The sequence below is a fragment of the Mycobacterium sp. NPDC003323 genome, from assembly GCF_053589535.1.
In genome coordinates this window covers 11,737-29,053 of the sequence record NZ_JBSFSB010000016.1, presented here as the reverse complement: position 1 = coordinate 29,053, position 17,317 = coordinate 11,737, and the positions used below count along the sequence as shown (strand labels likewise).

Here is a 17,317-nt window from a genome sequence, read left to right as displayed (position 1 = left end):
CCATGACAGTGCAACAGCCGGCACCGGCCGACCTGGAAAACATCTGTTCTGCATATGGGCTCAGTCTGACCGCCGGTGAGTTGACGGAATTCGCCCCACACGTCGAGACCATGTTGGGCTCGTGGGATCTGGTGGAGGAACTGCACGCAGAGATCCCGGCGCCGCCCGTGACACGTGCCTGGTCGCATCCCGAACACAATCCGCTTGGCGGCTGGTATGTCACCTGTGCGATCACCACCGCTGCCGCCGGTCCGTTGGCGGGGCGGACGGTGGGCATCAAGGACAACATCGCGGTGGCCGGCGTCCCGATGATGAACGGTTCGGCACTGGTCGAGGGTTACGTCCCGGATCGGGACGCCACCGTAGTGACCCGGCTCCTGGATGCTGGTGCCACGATCGCGGGCAAGACCGTTTGCGAGAACCTCTGTTTCTCCGGCGCGTCGCACACCGCCGCGACCGGGCCGGTTCGCAACCCCTGGGACCACAGCCGCACGGCCGGCGGCTCGTCAAGCGGCAGCGCCGCGTTGGTAGCCTCCGGCGCGGTAGACCTCGCCATCGGCGGCGATCAGGGCGGTTCGGTTCGGCTGCCTGCCGCATTCACCGGGATCGTCGGTCACAAGCCTACGCACGGGCTGGTCCCCTACACGGGCGCATTCCCCATCGAACAGTCACTGGACCACCTCGGACCCATGACCCGCACCGTCGCCGACGCCGCGCTGGTTCTCGAGGTGATCGCCGGGCCCGACGGCCTGGACCCGAGACAACGCAGCGACAGTGACCGACCGAGCTATACCGACGAATTGCTCCGGGCCACAACCGGACTGCGTGTCGGGGTTGTGACGGAGGGCTTTGCCCACCCGGAGTCCGCCACCGGCGTCGATGCCGCCGTCCGCGGCGCTGTCGAGACCCTTCGTTCCACGGGCCTGCTGTGCGAAGAGGTGTCGGTCCCTTGGCACCGCCACGGCAAGAAGATCTGGGACGTGATCGCTGTCGAGGGCGGCACCGCTCAGATGGTCGACGGTAATGCCTACGGCAGGAACTGGCAGGGCTGGTACGACCCCGCCCTGATCGAGCATTACGGCAGTCGTCGTCGCGCCGACGGTGCCTCCTTCCCCGACACCGTGAAACTGGTTCTCCTGGCGGGCAGGCATACCCTGGACCGCCACCACGGGACGCACTATGCGATGGCACGCAACCTCGTTCCGCGCCTGCGCGCTGCGTATGACGAAGCGCTGTCTCACTTCGACGTCCTCGTCATGCCCACCACCCCGATCCTGCCGAGCCTGATTCCGAGCCCTGAGGCCTCGCTGGACGAATACCTGGCCCGAGCGTTGGAGATGATGGCGAACACCGCCACCTTCGACGTGACCGGCCATCCCGCGTGCAGCGTCCCGGCCGGGACGGTACAGGGGCTGCCCGTGGGGATGATGATTGTCGGGCGCCATCACGACGACGCCACGGTATTGCGGGTTGCGCATACGTTCGAACGGGCTCGCGGCGGCTTCCCCAGCGCGGCGGATCCGGCATCATGAGCGGCGTGCACGAGATCGAACTGGACCTGACCAGACCCCTGGTGGAAGACCCGCGTTCGGGACACAATCGGTGGCATCCAGATATTCCCGCGGTGTTGCGATGCGCGCCGGGTGACACGGTGGCGATGCGCGCACGCGACGGTTACGACGGTCAGATCACCCGGGATTCGACGGCCGAAGACGTCCTGCGGATGGACGCTGCCCGAATCCACCCACTGACCGGACCCGTGTACATTCAGGACGCCGAACCCGGAGATCTTCTGGTGGTCGACGTGTTGTCGGTCGAGACCGGAGACTTCGGCGCCACGCTCAACATTCCCGGATTCGGCTTTCTGCGCGACGAATTCACCGAACCACACGTCGTTCGTTGGGAAATCGCCGACGGGCTCGCCCACTCGACAGACCTGCCCGGCATCCGATTGCCGGCCGCTCCCTTCATGGGAGTGATGGGTGTCTCGCCGTCACGGGAGCTGTTCGAACGCACCAGAACCGCCGAACAACAGGCGGCCGACGAAGGTGGACTGGTGGAATTGCCGAATCCCGCCTCGGCGGTTCCACCGGATCGCGCGGGCGATCCGGGGCGACGCACCATCTCCCCCACCGAAGCCGGCGGCAACATCGACATCAAACACCTCACCGCCGGCAGCCGGGTATACCTGCCCGTGTGGGTACCCGGCGCGCTGTTCTCCGTCGGTGACGGCCATTTCGCACAGGGTGACGGCGAATCGTGCGGTGCGGCGGTGGAAACCAGTACCAAGGTCGTGGTGCGATTCGACCTGCGCAAAGGTGCCGCCGCGGCGGGGGGCATCCGTCACCTGCACTTCGAACGCGTTACTGCTGGCCCTCCGGAGGTGGCCAGCCGACCACACTTCGCCGTGACCGGTGTACCGATGGATCCGGACGGCCGGATCCACCCGGAGAATCTCAACCTGGCTACGCGAAATGCGCTGCGGCTGATGGTTGATCATCTGGCTGAGGACCGCGGCTTCACTCGCCAGCAGGCGTACGCACTGTGCAGTGTGGCCGTCGACCTGCGCATCAGCCAACTCGTCGACGTGCCCAACGTGTTGGTATCGGCCATGTTGCCTACGGACATTTTCGACTGAGCCGATCACCCTTGGCCCAGCGAAAGGGTCAATCCGGCACGACGACGGCGCGGCTGCGGCCGGTGTACGCCCACGCCTCGCCGATCCGGCTCAGCGGGAACGCGGTGTAGGGCAATTGCAGGGAGCCGTCGGCGAAGCGGGCCATCACTTCCGGCGCCTCGGCGAACAGCGCCTCGGCAGACTGCGATCCGATGCCGCTGCCGGCGATCTGGATCCGCCGACTGCGCAACAGGTCCGCGGGCAGCGCCGCCGTCCGACCGGCGAGCGACCCGATCTGCAGGTAGGCCGTGCTCGCCTCGGTGTCGTGGCCGCCGCGACCGAGCACCGCGAAGGCGGCCTCGGCTACCGGCCCCCACAAATAATCCAGCACCAGTCCGGGCGACGTCTCGGACACCGCGTCGGCCAGAGCCTTCTGTAGACCGTCGGGTCCGTCGTGGGCCAGCGACACGGTCATCGCTCCCATTCCACGCAGGCAATCCAGCGCCTCCGGGTCGCGCCCACCGGCGATGACCCGCTGCGCCCCGAGCGCCAACGCCCCTTGCACGGCGAGGCTGCCCGACATTCCCGTGGCGCCCAACACCAACACGGTGCCCAAAGTCCCCATTTCCCTGCGTCGTGCGGTGAGGACTACCCATCCCGAGAGGCCGGGGTTCATACCGGCGGCGATCATGAGCGGATCCGCTCCCACCGGTAGCTCCACCTGCATGGGTGCACACAGTCGCTCGGCCATCGTTCCGAAAGGTGGACGCGCGTAGCCGGTGTAGACCAAGCGCCCGTCGCTGGTGCGTGCGACCGCGTCGATGCCCGGTACCAACGGATATGTCATCTGGCCGGAGCCGTAGTGCCGCCCGGTGGCCAGCCCGCGAACGACGTTATGCAGGCCGGCTGCGACGAGTTGCAACGGCTCATGGCCGGGCGGGGCCGTGGGCTCGGGGAAGTCACCGCAGATGGGCGACACATCGGGGGCGGTGACGACTGCAGCACGCATCAGAGTTCCCTAACTAAGTTAAAGAGTCGACTCGAGGATGCCTTAACGATGTTAAGGTGTCAACTCCGCGCAACGGCATCAGTCAGTACGGCGTCCGATAACGGCAACCCCGCCAGCGAGGCCACGTCGAACAACGCGGCCCCGTGACCCGGGGCCGCCCCACGTCACTACCGACGCTCGGGCAATTGTGACCGAATACCGGCAAGCACCACGTCGACGATTCTTTCCGCATCGGCAGAGGTGAACGTGCGCATCCCCCGGTTGACAATGAGATGCACCGGGCCGGAGATCATCTCGCCCAAGAAGCCGCTATCGACCGGAGGAAGTTCGCCTCGATCGACCGCGGTGTCCACACGATGCTGCATGGCGGCCACCCGGGCGTCGAGCACCCGGGTCAGCGCGCGCAGGGTCTCATCGTGGCGAGCGGGTTGGATGGCCCTTTCGAGGGCGCGCCCGAACGGCGTTTCGAGGCCGGCCGCAAGGGCCACCAGAAAATCCACCAAGTCGCAGCGTATGTCACCGGTGTCCGCAATCGAGGCGAGGCCTTCGGCATAACGCAACAACGCCTCGGCGACCAGTTCTTCCCGGTCAGGCCAGTTGCGGTAGATGCTGGCCTTGTGGACGCCCGCTGCCGCGGCAACATCCTCATACCGGAACGCGGCGACGCCATCACGTGCCACGAGTTCGGCTGTGGCGGCGAGAATTTGCGCCTTGACCCGGGCAGTCCGCCCGCCGGGGCGGCGCGCGGGCGGCCGGCCCGAAGTCCCGTTCCCCATCGCCACCCTCACCTTCTGCCTCGGCGACGATTGTTGCCAACGGCAGCGTTGCGGTGCAACCCGGATCGGTATACGCTCGCTAACGCGACATACTTTCGCTTTAGTAGGGATACGTGGCCGACGGCCATTCGCCCGTCGCCACCAACCCCCTGTATCGATGGAGCACCGATGAAAATTCTTGTGTCGGGCGGCGGCATAGCCGGTTTGGCGTGCGCGCTGGAGTTCGGCGGTCGAGGCCACGAGGTCACGGTGGTTGAACGCGCTCCCCAACTCCGTCTCACAGGCACCCCGATCGATATCCGCGGCGATGCCATCGAAGTCGTGGACAAAATGGGACTGCTCGCGAGCATTCAGGCACGACGCGTCCAGATGTCCGAGCGCACACAGTTTCTCGACATACACGGCAAACCGATCGCCCTGATGCCCGTCACTGAGATCGGCGATTCCGACGACGACATCGAGATCTTGCGCGAGGATCTCGTGGGCCTCCTCGCCGATGCTGTGTCGAACACAGCGACCATCCGATTCGATGACTCGATCACGGCGTTGGCCCAAAGTGACGACCATGTCGACGCGCAATTCGCATCGGGCCGGACCGCGCGGTACGACCTCGTTGTCGGCGCCGACGGCCAGTACTCGACGGTACGCCGACTGGTGTTCGGACCCGACGAGCATCATGTGAGACACCTCGGCGTGTACTTCGCCCTGGCAGATCTTCCCGATGAGCGTCATTCTGGGAGCGCCAACTCGATATACAACGTTCCCGGCCGAATGGCAGGTGTGTTCCGATATGGGGGCAAGTCGGTCGCAGTATTCGAGTTCCGCTCGGAAACACTGGATTACGATCCGGACGACGCGGACACCAAGAAGCAGATACTCTTCGACGCTTTTGCCGACTACCCGTGGTGGCGCATCCCGGAGCTGCTGGCAGCAGCACGCGTCGATCCCGCCTTCTACTTCTCGGCTGCAAGTCAAGTTCATCTCACCTCCTGGCATCGTGGTCGCGTCGTGCTGGTCGGGGACGCCGGCTACTGTGCGGCGTTCTTGTCCGGCCGGGGCACCTCACTGGCCCTCACCGGTGCCCGATTCCTGGCCGAGGAACTGGATCGAGATTGCAGTCACAGCACGGCTTTCGCGCGGTACGAAGCTCGGCAACGCCCGTATGTCACCTTTGCTCAGGGCTGTGTGGCCAGTGGCCGCGACCGCATCCTTCCCGCGACCTGGGCCGACATTGCCGCTCGTAACGAAGCCCTGAAAGCGGCCTCCACCCGAACACCCTGAGTGCGAACTCTTTTCAAGAGCAAGCGGCCGCAACGATCGCCCGACCGCCTCACGTTGCCCTCATCGCCAACGGATTTCCCAGTCACGTGACAGAAAGTGTGCGCAGTGAAGCAGCTTCACGATAAATCAGTCGGAGACGACCAAGCACGCAGCTGGAGTGCGAGGCTCGTCCTCTGGGCAGCAGTTCTCACTCTCGCCAACGTTCTGGCTGATCTGGTCATCGGATCACCGATGATGGTTCTGCCGCAGTTGATGGAGCATTTCGACACCGATCAGGCAGCCTGGCTCAACGCCGGGGCGATGCTGGCCGGCGCCATCTGGTCGCCGCTGCTGGCCAAGAGTTCCGACATCTTCGGTAAGCGGCGGTTACTTCTCATCACCCTTCTGCTTGCTTGCGCAGGAGCCGTGATCTGCCTGCTGTCCCCTAACCTGTGGACGTTTCTGGTGGGACGCTTTTTCCAAGGGGCCGCCTTCGCAGCGATCTTCCTCACGGTGGCGCTCACACAACAGATCTGCAGGCCAACGGTGGCGATGACAATGGTCGGCATCTTGACGTCGGGCTCGGCGATGGTCGGGATCGTCGAGCCTTTTCTGATGCAGCCCGTGATCGAGTCGTTCGGATTTCGCGGAGTGTTTGTCGTAGCGGCCTTGCTCGCGGCGACCGCCGCTGTCTGTGTCCGTGCGTTCATCCCTGAGTCGCCGATTCGCACCGGGGGCCGGATCGACGTGGTGGGGGCGCTACTTCTCGGCTGCGGCCTTGGCGCGACCCTTGCCTACATCAGCCTTGGCAGTGACGCCGGCTGGTTGTCCGAGGGCATGGTTGCGCTGGTGGCAGCAGGTGTCACAGCTTTGGTGGGCTGGGCGGTTCTCGCGCTGCGGATCGACGAACCCATCATCGATATCCGTGCTTTGACTCGCCCTGTTCTGCTCACGCTGCTGGCGTTGGTGTTGGCTGCCGGTTCCTTTCGCAGCATGCTGCAACTGACCGGCGTCACCGCCCAGGTCTCCCCTGCACTCGGCCTCGGTTACGGGCTGGGCGGCAGTGATGCGCTCGCCGTACTGCTCGGAACGGCCAATCTCGGCATCGTCGTCGGCGGCGTCGGCGCCGGATGGCTTGCGGGCCGAGTCGGCCCGGCTCTTCCCCTGCTGGGCGGTATCGCCGTGGGTACCGTCGCGACCTTCGGCATGCTCGCCGGGATATCACTGCTACCGCTGGCGATTGCTTGTGGCGCCATGCTCGGCGTCGCCGCCGGTGCGATAGGCGCCTCCGGCTACAACTTGGCCATAAGCCTCGAAGTGCCTCAACGGCAAGGCATGACAGCGGGCCTGGTGTCGGTTGTGCTCGCCCTCGGCTCAGTCGTGGTCAATATCGCCGGCGGTGAGATACTCAAAGCTAGTCAATTACCGGACCTCAGCGCAGGTGGTGCTGCGGTCAGTACCGCCTCCGGCGTCTACCTGTACATCTCGCTGGCGGGAGTGCTCTTCGCATTGGCAGCTGTGCCAGTGATCGCGGTGTTACGCAATCCCGTTGGACACAACACCGATTAGCGATGCGTTCACAGTGCGCTCGCAGCGCCGTGCCGGTGTTCGTTCCGGAGACCACCATTGCGCGACAGGTCGGGACGACGTGCGCCCACGCCTCAGTTCACGTTCCCGATGCTGCGTCATTCATCCGAGTCGCAATCCCGTCGAGGACGATGCCGAGTTGACGTTCGAAACGGCTATCGCCGTCGTCGCGGAGGTGGCCGGCCTCCCTGACCAGACGAAGCTCCTCACCCAGCCAAGCGTCACGCTCGGCGAGTGAGTACCGCGTCGGGTCGGCCACAGCCGACTGTCGTCGCTCTTGTTCTTCGATGACGAAGCCGACCACGAAGGCGGTGGCCAGATCGACGGCATCATCCGCATCCACGAGTGTCATCCCGGCCGCCGTCCACCGGGCATACCAGACTTCCTTCGTGCGCAGGACATTCGGATCCGAGAGCCGAGTGCCACTGAAGATCCGGGCCCCATCGCGGTGTTTCAGGTACTCCGAGCGCAAGGTGCGCGCGTAGGCGCGGACGTCGTCGCGCCAGTCGGCCCCGGGGCCGATCGTCGACAGGGCGATCCCGACTCGGCGCAGGACCTCGGTGGCCATCTCGTCGAGTAATTCCTGTTTGTTGCGCACGTGCCAGTACAGGGCCGGTGCGCGCACATCGAGTGCGGTCGCCAGCGCGCGAACGGTCAGCGCATCCATGCCATGTTCGTTGAGTAGTTCAAGAGCTGTCGCCACGATGCGTTCCCGGGTGATGCCCTTCGCCATGGTTGACACTTTAACAAAGTTAAAGCATCCTGGCGAGACGGCTTTAACTAAGTTAAATCATCGACCCCGCCCGTGATGCAATCTGCCTCGAAGGCGGGCATTTCCGTTGGCGGGACAGGAGATACACGATGCAACAGACGAACAGCAGAAGGGCATTGGTGGTGGGGCTCGGCATCGCCGGAATGTCGACGGCAATCGGACTGCACCGGGCCGGGTGGACACCTGTCATCGTCGAGCGCAGTCCCGAACGTCGAACAGGCGGCTACTTCATCGCCCTGTTCCCCGAAGGCCGGCACGCAGCCACCGAACTGGGTATTGCCGATCATCTCCACACCCGCAACCCCGTCGGAGACGGCGCCACGTGGTCGGTGAACCGTCGCGGAAAACGCCACCGAAGTGTGGGACTCTTGGACCAGCCGGGAGGTCCTGCAGCGGTCCTGCGCGGAGACATCGAAGCGGCGCTCTGGCACAGCATCAGCAGCGCACAGATCGAGGTGCGGTTCGCTACCACCCCCACCGACATCACCAACCGCGCTGACGATGTGCGCGTGGCACTCACCGACGCCGAGACCGCCGTTCAGTATCACGAGGATTTCGACCTGGTCGTCGGCGCCGACGGCATGCGATCGAGCGTGCGCCGCATCGTGTTCGGCCCACACGAGGCGTATCTGAGCAACTGGAAGGCCATGATCTGCGCCTTCCAACTCCCCGAGCAGGTACCGTCCTTCGGGCCCGCCGATAGCGTCGTCATCGCACACGCCAAGCACGCAATGTGGGTGTTCGGGCTCGCCGATCAGGCCCCCACCGTGTTGCTGACCTACCGCACCGAACACATCCGAGACCAGTTCAGCGGATCCCCTGTCGACCGTCTGCGAGCCGCGTTCTCCGGCATGGACGGCGCCGTCGAACATGCCCTGGATTCCTTACGACAGGCACCCGACTACGTGTTCGACTCGGTACATCAGGTCAAGATGCCACGGTGGAGCAAGGGCCGGGTCGTGCTCGTGGGGGACGCGGCATGGTGTCTGAACCTCTACTCCGGCATGGGCGCCGGCATTGGCCTACGCGCCGGCGTCGAACTGGGCGTCGCGCTGCGGCAATATCCCGGAAATCTCGTCACCGCCCTGGATTCCTGGGAATCCCGGCTGCGTCCGGCCATCACCCGCCACCAGCGCGCCGCCCGGCTCAAACAGCAGATGTTCGTCCCTTCCGGCCGCGTGGTCGAGGTGCTACGCCCGACCTTGCTCCGAGTGCTGCGCGGGCTCCGCCGACGCCGCAGACCCACTGCCCCGAATGCGCCCTTGGCTCTGTCCGGTTCGACGCCTTGATCACATTCCGTCCAACCACCGCCCGCTTGTCGATGCGCCAGACGCGCCGCCGTCTGCCCTGGTGCCCGTGGGCATCGCAGTGCGCCTCAGACGCGGGGCCTGTCGGGCAGCTCACGGTCGAGCATGGGTGTGCCCAGAGTTCGCAGCAACGCCAGCGCCCGCTCCGAGGATGACCCCGCAGCGGTGGTGACCACGATCAGACTCTGACCAGGCGAGCGCGCGATGGCCAGCGTCTGCTGGGTGACCGTGAGGTCACCCACCACGGGATGGTGCAGATCGTAGGACGCTGCGTCGCAGGGGGTGATCCGATGATCGCCCCACATGGTGACGAATTCTGAGCTTTTCATCGTCAGCTCACCGATAAGGGCGGCAAGGTCACGGTCGTCCGGATGCCGCCCCACGGCGATGCGCAGATTACCCACCACTGCCCGGGCTTTGCGTCGCCAGTCTGTGTAGAGCTCGCGCTTGTGCCCGTCCAGGAACACCATTTTGCTCATGTTGGGCCGGTTCGCCACATCGTCGACGGCGGCTCGGTCCACATGGCCGGCCAGCAGCGCGTGGCCCAGGTGATTCCAGGCGAGCACATCGGTGCGTCGGCCCAGGACCAGCGCCGGGGTCCCGTCGAGGGCGCGCAGCAGGTCCCGCGTCTCGTCGCTCACCTTCTCGGGACGTGTACGCCGCGGCCGAGGCGCCCGCCGGGCAGCGCCCGCCAACCGTTCGAGGTGATCACGTTCGTGCGTATCCAATTGCAGCGCAGCGGCAATCGCATCCAGGACCTCGGGGGACGCACCGCGCGAGATCCCCTGTTCGAGGCGCGTGTAGTAGGACACGCTGACTCCCGCCACGTGCGCCACCTCGTCGCGGCGCAACCCCTGCACCCGTCGGCGTGCACCGAAATCCTGCACACCGATGTCCTCGGGCCGGGTGCGTGCGCGCCGCGCCTGCAGGAATTCTCCGAGGGGCCCAGGTCCGTCCATCTGTTCAGTATCCGTGCGTTGCGCGATCCCAGCCACCCCCTGTCAGGGATAGGACCGACGAGGTGTGGTTGGCCACCGCGCGCCTCGACAGACTCGTGTGAGCACCGCCGATGACCGAAGGAATCACATGGACCAGATCGAATTGGGCGACGTCACCGTCACCCGCGTCAAGGAGTACTACGGCTCCGTACGTATGAAACCCGCAGAGTTCTTCCCGGACAGCACCAACCACGAGTGGGAAGCCAACAAGCATTGGCTGGCCCCAGATTTCTGGGATCCCGGCACCGACCAGTGCATCTCGGCGATACAGACCTGGGTGCTGCGCAGCGAGGGACGCACCATCCTGGTCGACACCGGTGTCGGCAATCACAAGGAACGACCCTATGTCCCGGTGTGGAATCACCTCGACACCGCGTTCCTCGACAATCTGGCCGCCGCAGGCGTGGCGCCCGAGGACGTCGACGTGGTGATCAACACCCACCTGCACATCGATCACGTGGGCTGGAACACCCGTCTGGATGGTTCGACGTGGGTGCCCACCTTCCCGAACGCGACCTATCTGATGTCACAACGCGACTTCGAGTTCTGGGACCCGGCCAATGTGCACAAACCCAGTGCCAGCCGCGGAAGTATGAACGTGTTCGAAGACAGCGTCACCCCGGTTCACCAAGCCGGGTTGACCCATCTGTGGGACGAGACCTACCAGATCGACAAGAATCTGCGGCTGGATCTCGCGCCCGGACACACACCCGGATCGTCGGTCTTGACAGTGGAATCCGGTCAAGACCGGGCCGTATTCGTCGGCGATCTCATCCACACTCCGCTGCAGATCGTCACCCCCCACACCAACAGCTGCTTCTGCGAGGACCCTGCGGAATCACGCAGCACCAGGCACAAGCTGCTGGGCCGGGCGAGCGACGACAATGCGCTGCTGTTCCCGGCGCACCTCGGGGGCCACGGCGCGGTTGAAGTGGTTCGCGACGGCTCCAGCTTCGCCATCAAGGGTTGGGCGGACTTCGCCCGTATCAGCTGATCGACCAGTCACCAGGGAGAACCCTTGTCTGAGAACGACGTTACTGTTGTCCGAATCCCCTCCGGCGAGGTGGGCGGCGTGCGCGACCACAGCGGCGAGCGCTACCGCGCCATCCCCTATGCCGCCACCCCGACGGGAGCTGACCGCTTCGCTCCACCGGCGCCGCACCCCGGTTGGGACGGCGTCCGGGACGCGACAGGTCACGGGGCGACGGCGCCGCAGCCGGTCCGTGACTTCGGCGCACTCGACATGCGGCCGTACTTCGGCCCCGGGTGGGTGCGCGGCGCGGATTATCTGACGCTCGATGTGCACACTCCCGGCGCCGACAACGCGGCACGACCGGTGATGGTATTCGTCCACGGCGGCGGATTCGTCACGGGGTCATCGCAGGCCGCGCTGTACGACGGCGGGGCATTCACGCGTGACGGCATCGTGCTCGTCACCCTCAACTATCGCTTGGGGATCGCCGGATTCCTCGATGTCCCGGGAGCGCCACGCAACCGGGGACTGCTCGACGTGCTGGCCGCGCTGAGGTGGGTCCGCGACACCATCAGCGCTTTTGGTGGTGACCCGGGAAATGTCACCTTGTGCGGCCAATCCGCCGGTGCCACCTTGGTGGGTGCCCTGCTCGCCACACCGGAGGCCGCCGGGTTGTTCCACCGGGCCGTCATGCAAAGTGGCAGCGGCACAGGTGCGTTCACTCCTGAGCAGGCTGCCCGAGTCACCCGCGCTGCGGCCGCCCGGTTGGGTGCACAGCCCACCGTGGACGGGCTGGCTGACATTCCCGATGAACAGTTCGTCGCCGTGCTGCCCACGCTGGCAGGCCTGGATCTGCGCACCGCCACCGCCGCCGACCCACTGATGGGCCTGAGCCCGTTCGGCCTCGTCCTGGATCGGCAGCCCGCCGATGCATTGGCGCACGGTCCGGCCGCCGGCATCGCGCTGCTCATCGGCACCAACACCGAGGAGGGCAACCTCTATCTCGTCCCTCAGGGCACCTTCGAGACGTCCAGGCACGCTGATGTCGTGGCCGTGGCGGCGCAGCACCACCTGGACCCTGAGGCCGCTGTGCGGGACCTGCTCACCCGCCGGCCCGATGCCACCCATGGCGAACTGCGCTCGGCCCTGCTCGGCGAGGCGCTTTTCGGTGCCGGCTCTGCCCGGATCGCTCGGGCGCACTCGCTGATCTCGGCACGGGGAACCTACCTCTATCAGTTCGGATTCCGATCGAGCGCGCTGGGCGGCAAGCTGGGTGCGGCGCACACCGTGGAGCTGCCCTTCGTCTTCGACATCGCCGATTCGCCGTGGCTGCACGGGAAGACGGGTCTGCTGGGACCCGACGCGGTTCCGGAAGACCTGCCCACGCAGATGCACAGCTCGTGGGTAGCGTTCGCTCGCAACGGTTCTCCTGGTTGGGACGGTTATCACGGCGATGACGCGGCAGTCCGGCGCTTCGAGTAGTGCGATCCCGTCCCCGCAGGTCAGCAGTGCCGTCCCCTCAAGCCGTTGTCGCCGACTGCGGTTCCGCGGCCTTCGTCCCACCGACCTCGACGATCTCCCGGCGGTTGGTCTCCGGACCGTAAGCCAGTGCGACCAACGTCAGGGCGGTCAGGATGCCGAGGTAGACGACGATCACCCACCAGTGCCCGAACGCCGCGATCAGCGCAGTGGCGATGAGCGGCAGGAAACCGCCTGCCAGCACCGAGCCGATCTCGCGGGCGAACGCGAATCCCGACAGGCGGGTCCGGGTGTCGAACAGCTCGGCGAAGTACGCCGCCTGAGGGGCCAACATAGCCGGATACAGAATTCCGAGTCCCACAACGAACCCCAGAATCAGCAGCGGGGCACTGAGGGTCTCAAGCAGCGCGAAGAACGGCACCAGCCACAGCACCGACAACAGCGCGCCACCGGCATACACGGGCCGCCGTCCGATCCGGTCGCTGAGGTGCGCCCAGATCGGGATGAACACCACCTGAATCGCAGACGCGATGACCACTGCCAGCAGGGTGGTGCTGCGCTCCACTCCGAGGGTGTTGACGGCGAAACCCACCGCGAAGACCGGGAACAGATACGCAAAGCCGTTCTCGGCCATCCGGGCGCCGATGACGACCAGAAAGTTTCTCGGGCTGCGACGGATCGATTCCAGCACCGGGATCTTGGTCTTTTGTGCCACGCCGGCCGCCTCGGCCTGCACTGCGTTCTCGTAGGCCTCGGTCTCGTCGATGCTGCGGCGGATGAAGTAGCCGACGATCAGCAGAACACTGCCCAGCAGGAACGGCACCCGCCAACCCCAACTCTGGAAGGCGTCCTCGGGCAACAGGGTGGCCAGTTGGTACACGCCGGTGGAGAGCAAGGTCGCCAGCGCGAAGCCGGTCGGCGCCCAGGCTCCGGCAAGGCCCCGTCGCTTCTGATCCCCGTGTTCGACGGAAAGCACCACCGCGCCGGCGTATTCGCCGCCGGCGCCGAACCCCTGCAGCAGCCGGAGCAGGATCAGCAAGATCGGAGCCCACACACCGATGGCGGCGTAGGTGGGCAGCAGGCCGATCAATGTGGTGGCCACACCCATCAGCACGATGGTGAAGATCAGCATCTTCTTGCGGCCCACCTTGTCACCCATGTTACCCAGCACGATGCCCCCGAGGGGGCGCGCCAGGAAGCCGACGGCGTAGGTGGCGAAGGCGGCGAGGGTTCCGACGGTGGGGTCGGCGTTGGGGAAGAACTGGGTGTTGAGCACCAGCGCCGCGGCGGTGCCGTAGATGAGGAAGTCGTACCACTCGAGGGTGGTGCCGATCAGGGCGGCGATGCCCGCCTTGCGGGCCTGGTTGGGTGCGGCGGTTGTCATCCTGGTTTGTCCTTTGTGGTGGGGTGAAAGGGAGGGTCAGGGAGCCGGTCGGCGCAACACGGCGCCGCCCTGGATGGGGCCGACCAGAGCGGCGTACTGGCCGAGCCAGCCGCGTTCGGGGGCACCCCCTGCCGCGCGCACGGGCTCACCGTTGCGCACCGGGCGTGTGTCGACCCGGCGCGCATCGAGGTCGATGCTGATGGTGTCTCCGTCCTGTAGTCCCGCCAGCGGGCCGCCGTCGGCAGCCTCGGGCATCACCTGACCGACGACGAGACCGTGGTTGAGACCGGACAATTCACCGTCGGTGACCACGGCGACCTCACCACCGAGCCCGGCGCCGTTGAGTGCGGCGACGAAGCTGGCCGCGAACACTGTGCCCGGCCCACCGCGCGGACCCATTCCGCGAAGCACGATCACGTCACCGCGCTGAATCCCGTTGTCTCCCAGCGCCGTGATGGCGTCATCCTCGCCCACGAACACCTTGGCCGGCCCAGCGAACTGGCGGCGAGTGGCCTTGCCCACCCCGGCAACCTTGACGATGGACCCGTCCGGAGCCAGTGAACCGCGCAGGATGATCAACCCTGGCTCGTCGTTGATCGGGTCGTCGAGGTCATGGAGGACGTCACCGTCGGCGGGGCGGGCGTGCTCGGCCCGCTGGGCAACGCTGCGGCCGTCGACGGTCATCGCGTCACCGTGTAGCCGTGGCAGCAGTGCCCTCATCACCGTCTGGATTCCGCCGATGCCGTCGAGATCCCACACCTGGTGGGCGCCGTTGGGCCGGATCGCCGCCAATTGCACCGCGTCTCGCCCGAGTTTCTCGAACAGGCCCACCACGTCGAGATCCAGATCGGCCTCGGCGGCGATCGCGGTCAGGTGCCGGATGCAATTCACCGACCCACCCAGTGCCAGGGCGACTTCGATCGCGTTCTCAATCGAGTCGGCCGTGATGACCTGGCGTGCGGTCAGCTTCTCCTCGACCATCGCCACGATCCGGCGGCCGGCAGCACTGGCGTTGTCGAGCATGGCCTCCGAGTTCGCCCGGGTCGGCGCGGAACCGGCCACCGTCATGCCCAGCGCCTCGGCCATACAGTGCATGGTGTTCGCCGTGGCCAGTCCGGCGCATACCCCCGGCCCCTCGATCGCCTCGTCGGCGAGCTCACCGAGCTCGTCGATCGTCATGGTGCCGGCAGCGAGCGCGCCCACCGATTCGTAGACCGTGTCGATGTCGACCGAGCATCCGCTGTACCGGCCGCCCTTCTGATAGCCGCCGATCACCACGATCGAGGGCAGGTCCAGCCGCGCCGCGGCCATGAGGTGGGCCGGAGTGGTCTTGTCGCACGACGACAGGAAGACGATCCCGTCCAGCACGGCCCCTTCGACCGCGGCTTCCACGTCATTGACGATGAGATCCCGGGTGGGCATCAGGTACCGTGCCTTGCGCCCGGCGCTGGTGACGAAATCGCTGGGGGCCGTGGTGCGTATCTCGAACGGCAGCCCGCCGGACGCACGGACGGCATCGGCCACCCGCAGCGCCACATCGTCGAGATGAGCGAAGCACACCGACAACTTCGACGACGTGTTGACGATCGCGATCTTCGGCTTTTGTTGATCCTCGACGCTGATGCCCATCGCGCTCCACTGTGCGCGGCGCACCGCCCATCTGGTGCTGCCCGGGGTGAAGTTGCTGCGCAGACCGCCGTCCGCGGCACGCTCGAAGTTGTCGGTCATCGTTGCTGCCCTTCTGAATGCGCTGCGACCGGCTCCGCGGGCACGAGTGCACTTCCGTTGGCGATCATGCGAGTCTGGATGTCCCGCACGTCGAGATCGCGATAGGCGGTGCCGGTCTCCAGGGAGGCCAGGGTGGCCACCGCCGCGGCATGGCCGTATTCGAAGCACTGCGCGGTGACTCGCGCCGAAGCCAGCGCGTGATGCTCGGCGCTCAGGCACCGACCCGCGACGATGACGTTCTCACCACGTTCTGGCACCAGCGCACCGAACGGCACATCGTAGTAGTCGTCCAACAACCAGTGCAGGCGCGGTTTTTCGCCGTCGTGCAATTCGATCGGCCAGGGCGAGCGGCAGATGGAGTCCGCTCGTTTCGTTCCGTCCACGACGTCGCTGTCGCGCAACGTCTGCACCCCCGCCACCGTCCGGGTCTGCCGGATGCCGGCTTCGACGCCGGTGTCGACGACAAACGCGTCGGCACATCCGGGCACGGCGCCGGAGAGAAAGCGTGCGTAGTCGCGAACCTGCCGACGTCCGCCGATCTCGGCGAGGGTGAAGTCGGCAGGGTCGATGACGTTGAGCATCCGACCATCAGGCGCCGTCAGCCTGGTGGCGTTGACCAGCAACTCCCCCGGCCGGCTGGTGGCGAAGATCCAGATCTTGTTGCGCGGCAGATCGATACCACCGGCGCGAGCGTCGTCGATCGCCGCCGTCACCCACGCTGGACTGATGGTGTCATCGCCCCATGCCGCCCAGAATCTCTCCGTATCGACGTTGCCCAGTCGAAAGAACATGGTCGGGTTCTGGATCCGCCCGTCGGCACCGAACCGGTATGCACCGCCACCACGCGCCACGACCGCTCCGTCGCCGGACGCGTCGATGATTCGCGCGGCCGATATCACGCCGACTCCGGCGTTGGAGGCCACCAGCAGACCGCGGTAGTGCCCGTCCTCGACCAGAACGTCGATTACCTGGGTGTGGAACAGGATGCGTGCCCGCGCTCCGGTCAACAGCCCGTCGGCGGACTCGCGCCAGATCAGCGGGTCGTGTGCTGCGGTGAAGGTCTTGCCGTAGCGCTGGGGCTCGGTGAGGCCACCGCGCGAGCTGAGCTCTGCAGCGAAACGCTCCGTGAAACCATGTACGACCTGCTCGGGATGACTGGCATCCTCGGACGCCAGGTACATCCCGCAGATCGTCCCCGACAGGCCGGCCACCGCCGCTCCGCCGGCGAAACCATACTTCTCGATGACCAGCACGCGCGCGCCCGCTTCGGCCGCGACCGTGGCTGCGGCGACGCCCGCGGCACCGGCCCCGACCACGGCGACGTCGACCTCGTCGAGCAGGGGAAAGTGGCGTAAATCGATTTCTCCGAAGCCGAGATTCAACCGCCATTCAACCGATATATCAGTCATGGATGGACGGTACATCGA

14 protein-coding genes are annotated in these 17,317 nt (G+C 66.1%); 7 read left to right on the top strand and 7 right to left on the bottom strand.

Annotated features, from left to right (window positions below; all coding sequences use genetic code 11):
• Positions 1–2 precede the first annotated feature (2 nt).
• Both ACWDUN_RS24860 and ACWDUN_RS24855 read left to right on the top strand, forming a co-directional pair.
• Positions 3–1,532, top strand: coding sequence for an amidase (locus tag ACWDUN_RS24860; RefSeq protein WP_449932837.1), 1,530 nt, complete (start codon positions 3–5; stop codon positions 1,530–1,532).
• A complete protein-coding gene (locus ACWDUN_RS24855; RefSeq protein WP_449932835.1) occupies positions 1,529–2,638 on the top strand; it encodes an acetamidase/formamidase family protein in 1,110 nt (369 codons plus the stop codon). The genes ACWDUN_RS24860 and ACWDUN_RS24855 overlap by 4 nt, the downstream gene beginning before the upstream one ends.
• Positions 2,639–2,666: 28 nt before the next feature.
• Here the strand turns inward: ACWDUN_RS24855 and ACWDUN_RS24850 are convergent, their stop codons facing one another.
• Together ACWDUN_RS24850 and ACWDUN_RS24845 are read right to left on the bottom strand one after the other, a co-directional pair.
• Positions 2,667–3,626 (bottom strand): zinc-binding alcohol dehydrogenase family protein, encoded by a 960-nt coding sequence (locus ACWDUN_RS24850; RefSeq protein ID WP_449932834.1) that lies wholly within the window; start codon positions 3,624–3,626, stop codon positions 2,667–2,669.
• A gap of 167 nt (positions 3,627–3,793) precedes the next feature.
• Positions 3,794–4,402 carry a TetR/AcrR family transcriptional regulator C-terminal ligand-binding domain-containing protein gene (locus tag ACWDUN_RS24845; RefSeq protein ID WP_449932833.1) on the bottom strand — a complete coding sequence of 203 codons (609 nt, stop codon included), beginning with the start codon at positions 4,400–4,402 and terminating at the stop codon, positions 3,794–3,796.
• 168 nt (positions 4,403–4,570) lie between these two features.
• Between ACWDUN_RS24845 and ACWDUN_RS24840 the strand changes: the two genes are divergently transcribed.
• On the top strand, positions 4,571–5,683 hold the full coding sequence (locus ACWDUN_RS24840) for an FAD-dependent monooxygenase (RefSeq protein WP_449932831.1): 1,113 nt from the start codon (positions 4,571–4,573) through the stop codon (positions 5,681–5,683).
• A 105-nt stretch (positions 5,684–5,788) separates the two neighbouring features.
• Positions 5,789–7,231 carry an MFS transporter gene (locus ACWDUN_RS24835; protein WP_449932829.1) on the top strand — a complete coding sequence of 481 codons (1,443 nt, stop codon included), beginning with the start codon at positions 5,789–5,791 and terminating at the stop codon, positions 7,229–7,231.
• A 97-nt stretch (positions 7,232–7,328) separates the two neighbouring features.
• On the opposite strand, the gene ACWDUN_RS24830 is transcribed toward ACWDUN_RS24835, so the two are convergent.
• On the bottom strand, positions 7,329–7,982 hold the full coding sequence (locus ACWDUN_RS24830; protein ID WP_449932828.1) for a TetR/AcrR family transcriptional regulator C-terminal domain-containing protein: 654 nt from the start codon (positions 7,980–7,982) through the stop codon (positions 7,329–7,331).
• 128 nt (positions 7,983–8,110) lie between these two features.
• Between ACWDUN_RS24830 and ACWDUN_RS24825 the strand changes: the two genes are divergently transcribed.
• A complete protein-coding gene (locus ACWDUN_RS24825; protein ID WP_449932827.1) occupies positions 8,111–9,310 on the top strand; it encodes an FAD-dependent monooxygenase in 1,200 nt (399 codons plus the stop codon).
• A gap of 86 nt (positions 9,311–9,396) precedes the next feature.
• Here the strand turns inward: ACWDUN_RS24825 and ACWDUN_RS24820 are convergent, their stop codons facing one another.
• Positions 9,397–10,287 (bottom strand): helix-turn-helix domain-containing protein, encoded by an 891-nt coding sequence (locus ACWDUN_RS24820; protein WP_449932826.1) that lies wholly within the window; start codon positions 10,285–10,287, stop codon positions 9,397–9,399.
• Positions 10,288–10,414: 127 nt separating this feature from the next.
• Between ACWDUN_RS24820 and ACWDUN_RS24815 the strand changes: the two genes are divergently transcribed.
• Positions 10,415–11,320: an MBL fold metallo-hydrolase gene (locus ACWDUN_RS24815; RefSeq protein WP_449932824.1), complete on the top strand. Its 906-nt coding sequence runs from the start codon at positions 10,415–10,417 to the stop codon at positions 11,318–11,320.
• A 54-nt stretch (positions 11,321–11,374) separates the two neighbouring features.
• Positions 11,375–12,781, top strand: coding sequence for a carboxylesterase/lipase family protein (locus ACWDUN_RS24810; RefSeq protein ID WP_449932963.1), 1,407 nt, complete (start codon positions 11,375–11,377; stop codon positions 12,779–12,781).
• A gap of 37 nt (positions 12,782–12,818) precedes the next feature.
• Here ACWDUN_RS24810 and ACWDUN_RS24805 read toward each other — a convergent pair whose 3' ends face one another.
• The 3 genes from ACWDUN_RS24805 to ACWDUN_RS24795 are packed head-to-tail and all read right to left on the bottom strand — an operon-like array spanning position 12,819 to position 17,299.
• Positions 12,819–14,162: an MFS transporter gene (locus ACWDUN_RS24805; protein ID WP_449932822.1), complete on the bottom strand. Its 1,344-nt coding sequence runs from the start codon at positions 14,160–14,162 to the stop codon at positions 12,819–12,821.
• A gap of 36 nt (positions 14,163–14,198) precedes the next feature.
• Positions 14,199–15,890, bottom strand: coding sequence for a dihydroxy-acid dehydratase (gene ilvD / locus ACWDUN_RS24800; protein WP_449932820.1), 1,692 nt, complete (start codon positions 15,888–15,890; stop codon positions 14,199–14,201).
• Positions 15,887–17,299: an FAD-dependent oxidoreductase gene (locus tag ACWDUN_RS24795; RefSeq protein ID WP_449932818.1), complete on the bottom strand. Its 1,413-nt coding sequence runs from the start codon at positions 17,297–17,299 to the stop codon at positions 15,887–15,889. The genes ilvD and ACWDUN_RS24795 overlap by 4 nt, the downstream gene beginning before the upstream one ends.
• Between the last annotated feature and the right edge of the window lie 18 nt (positions 17,300–17,317).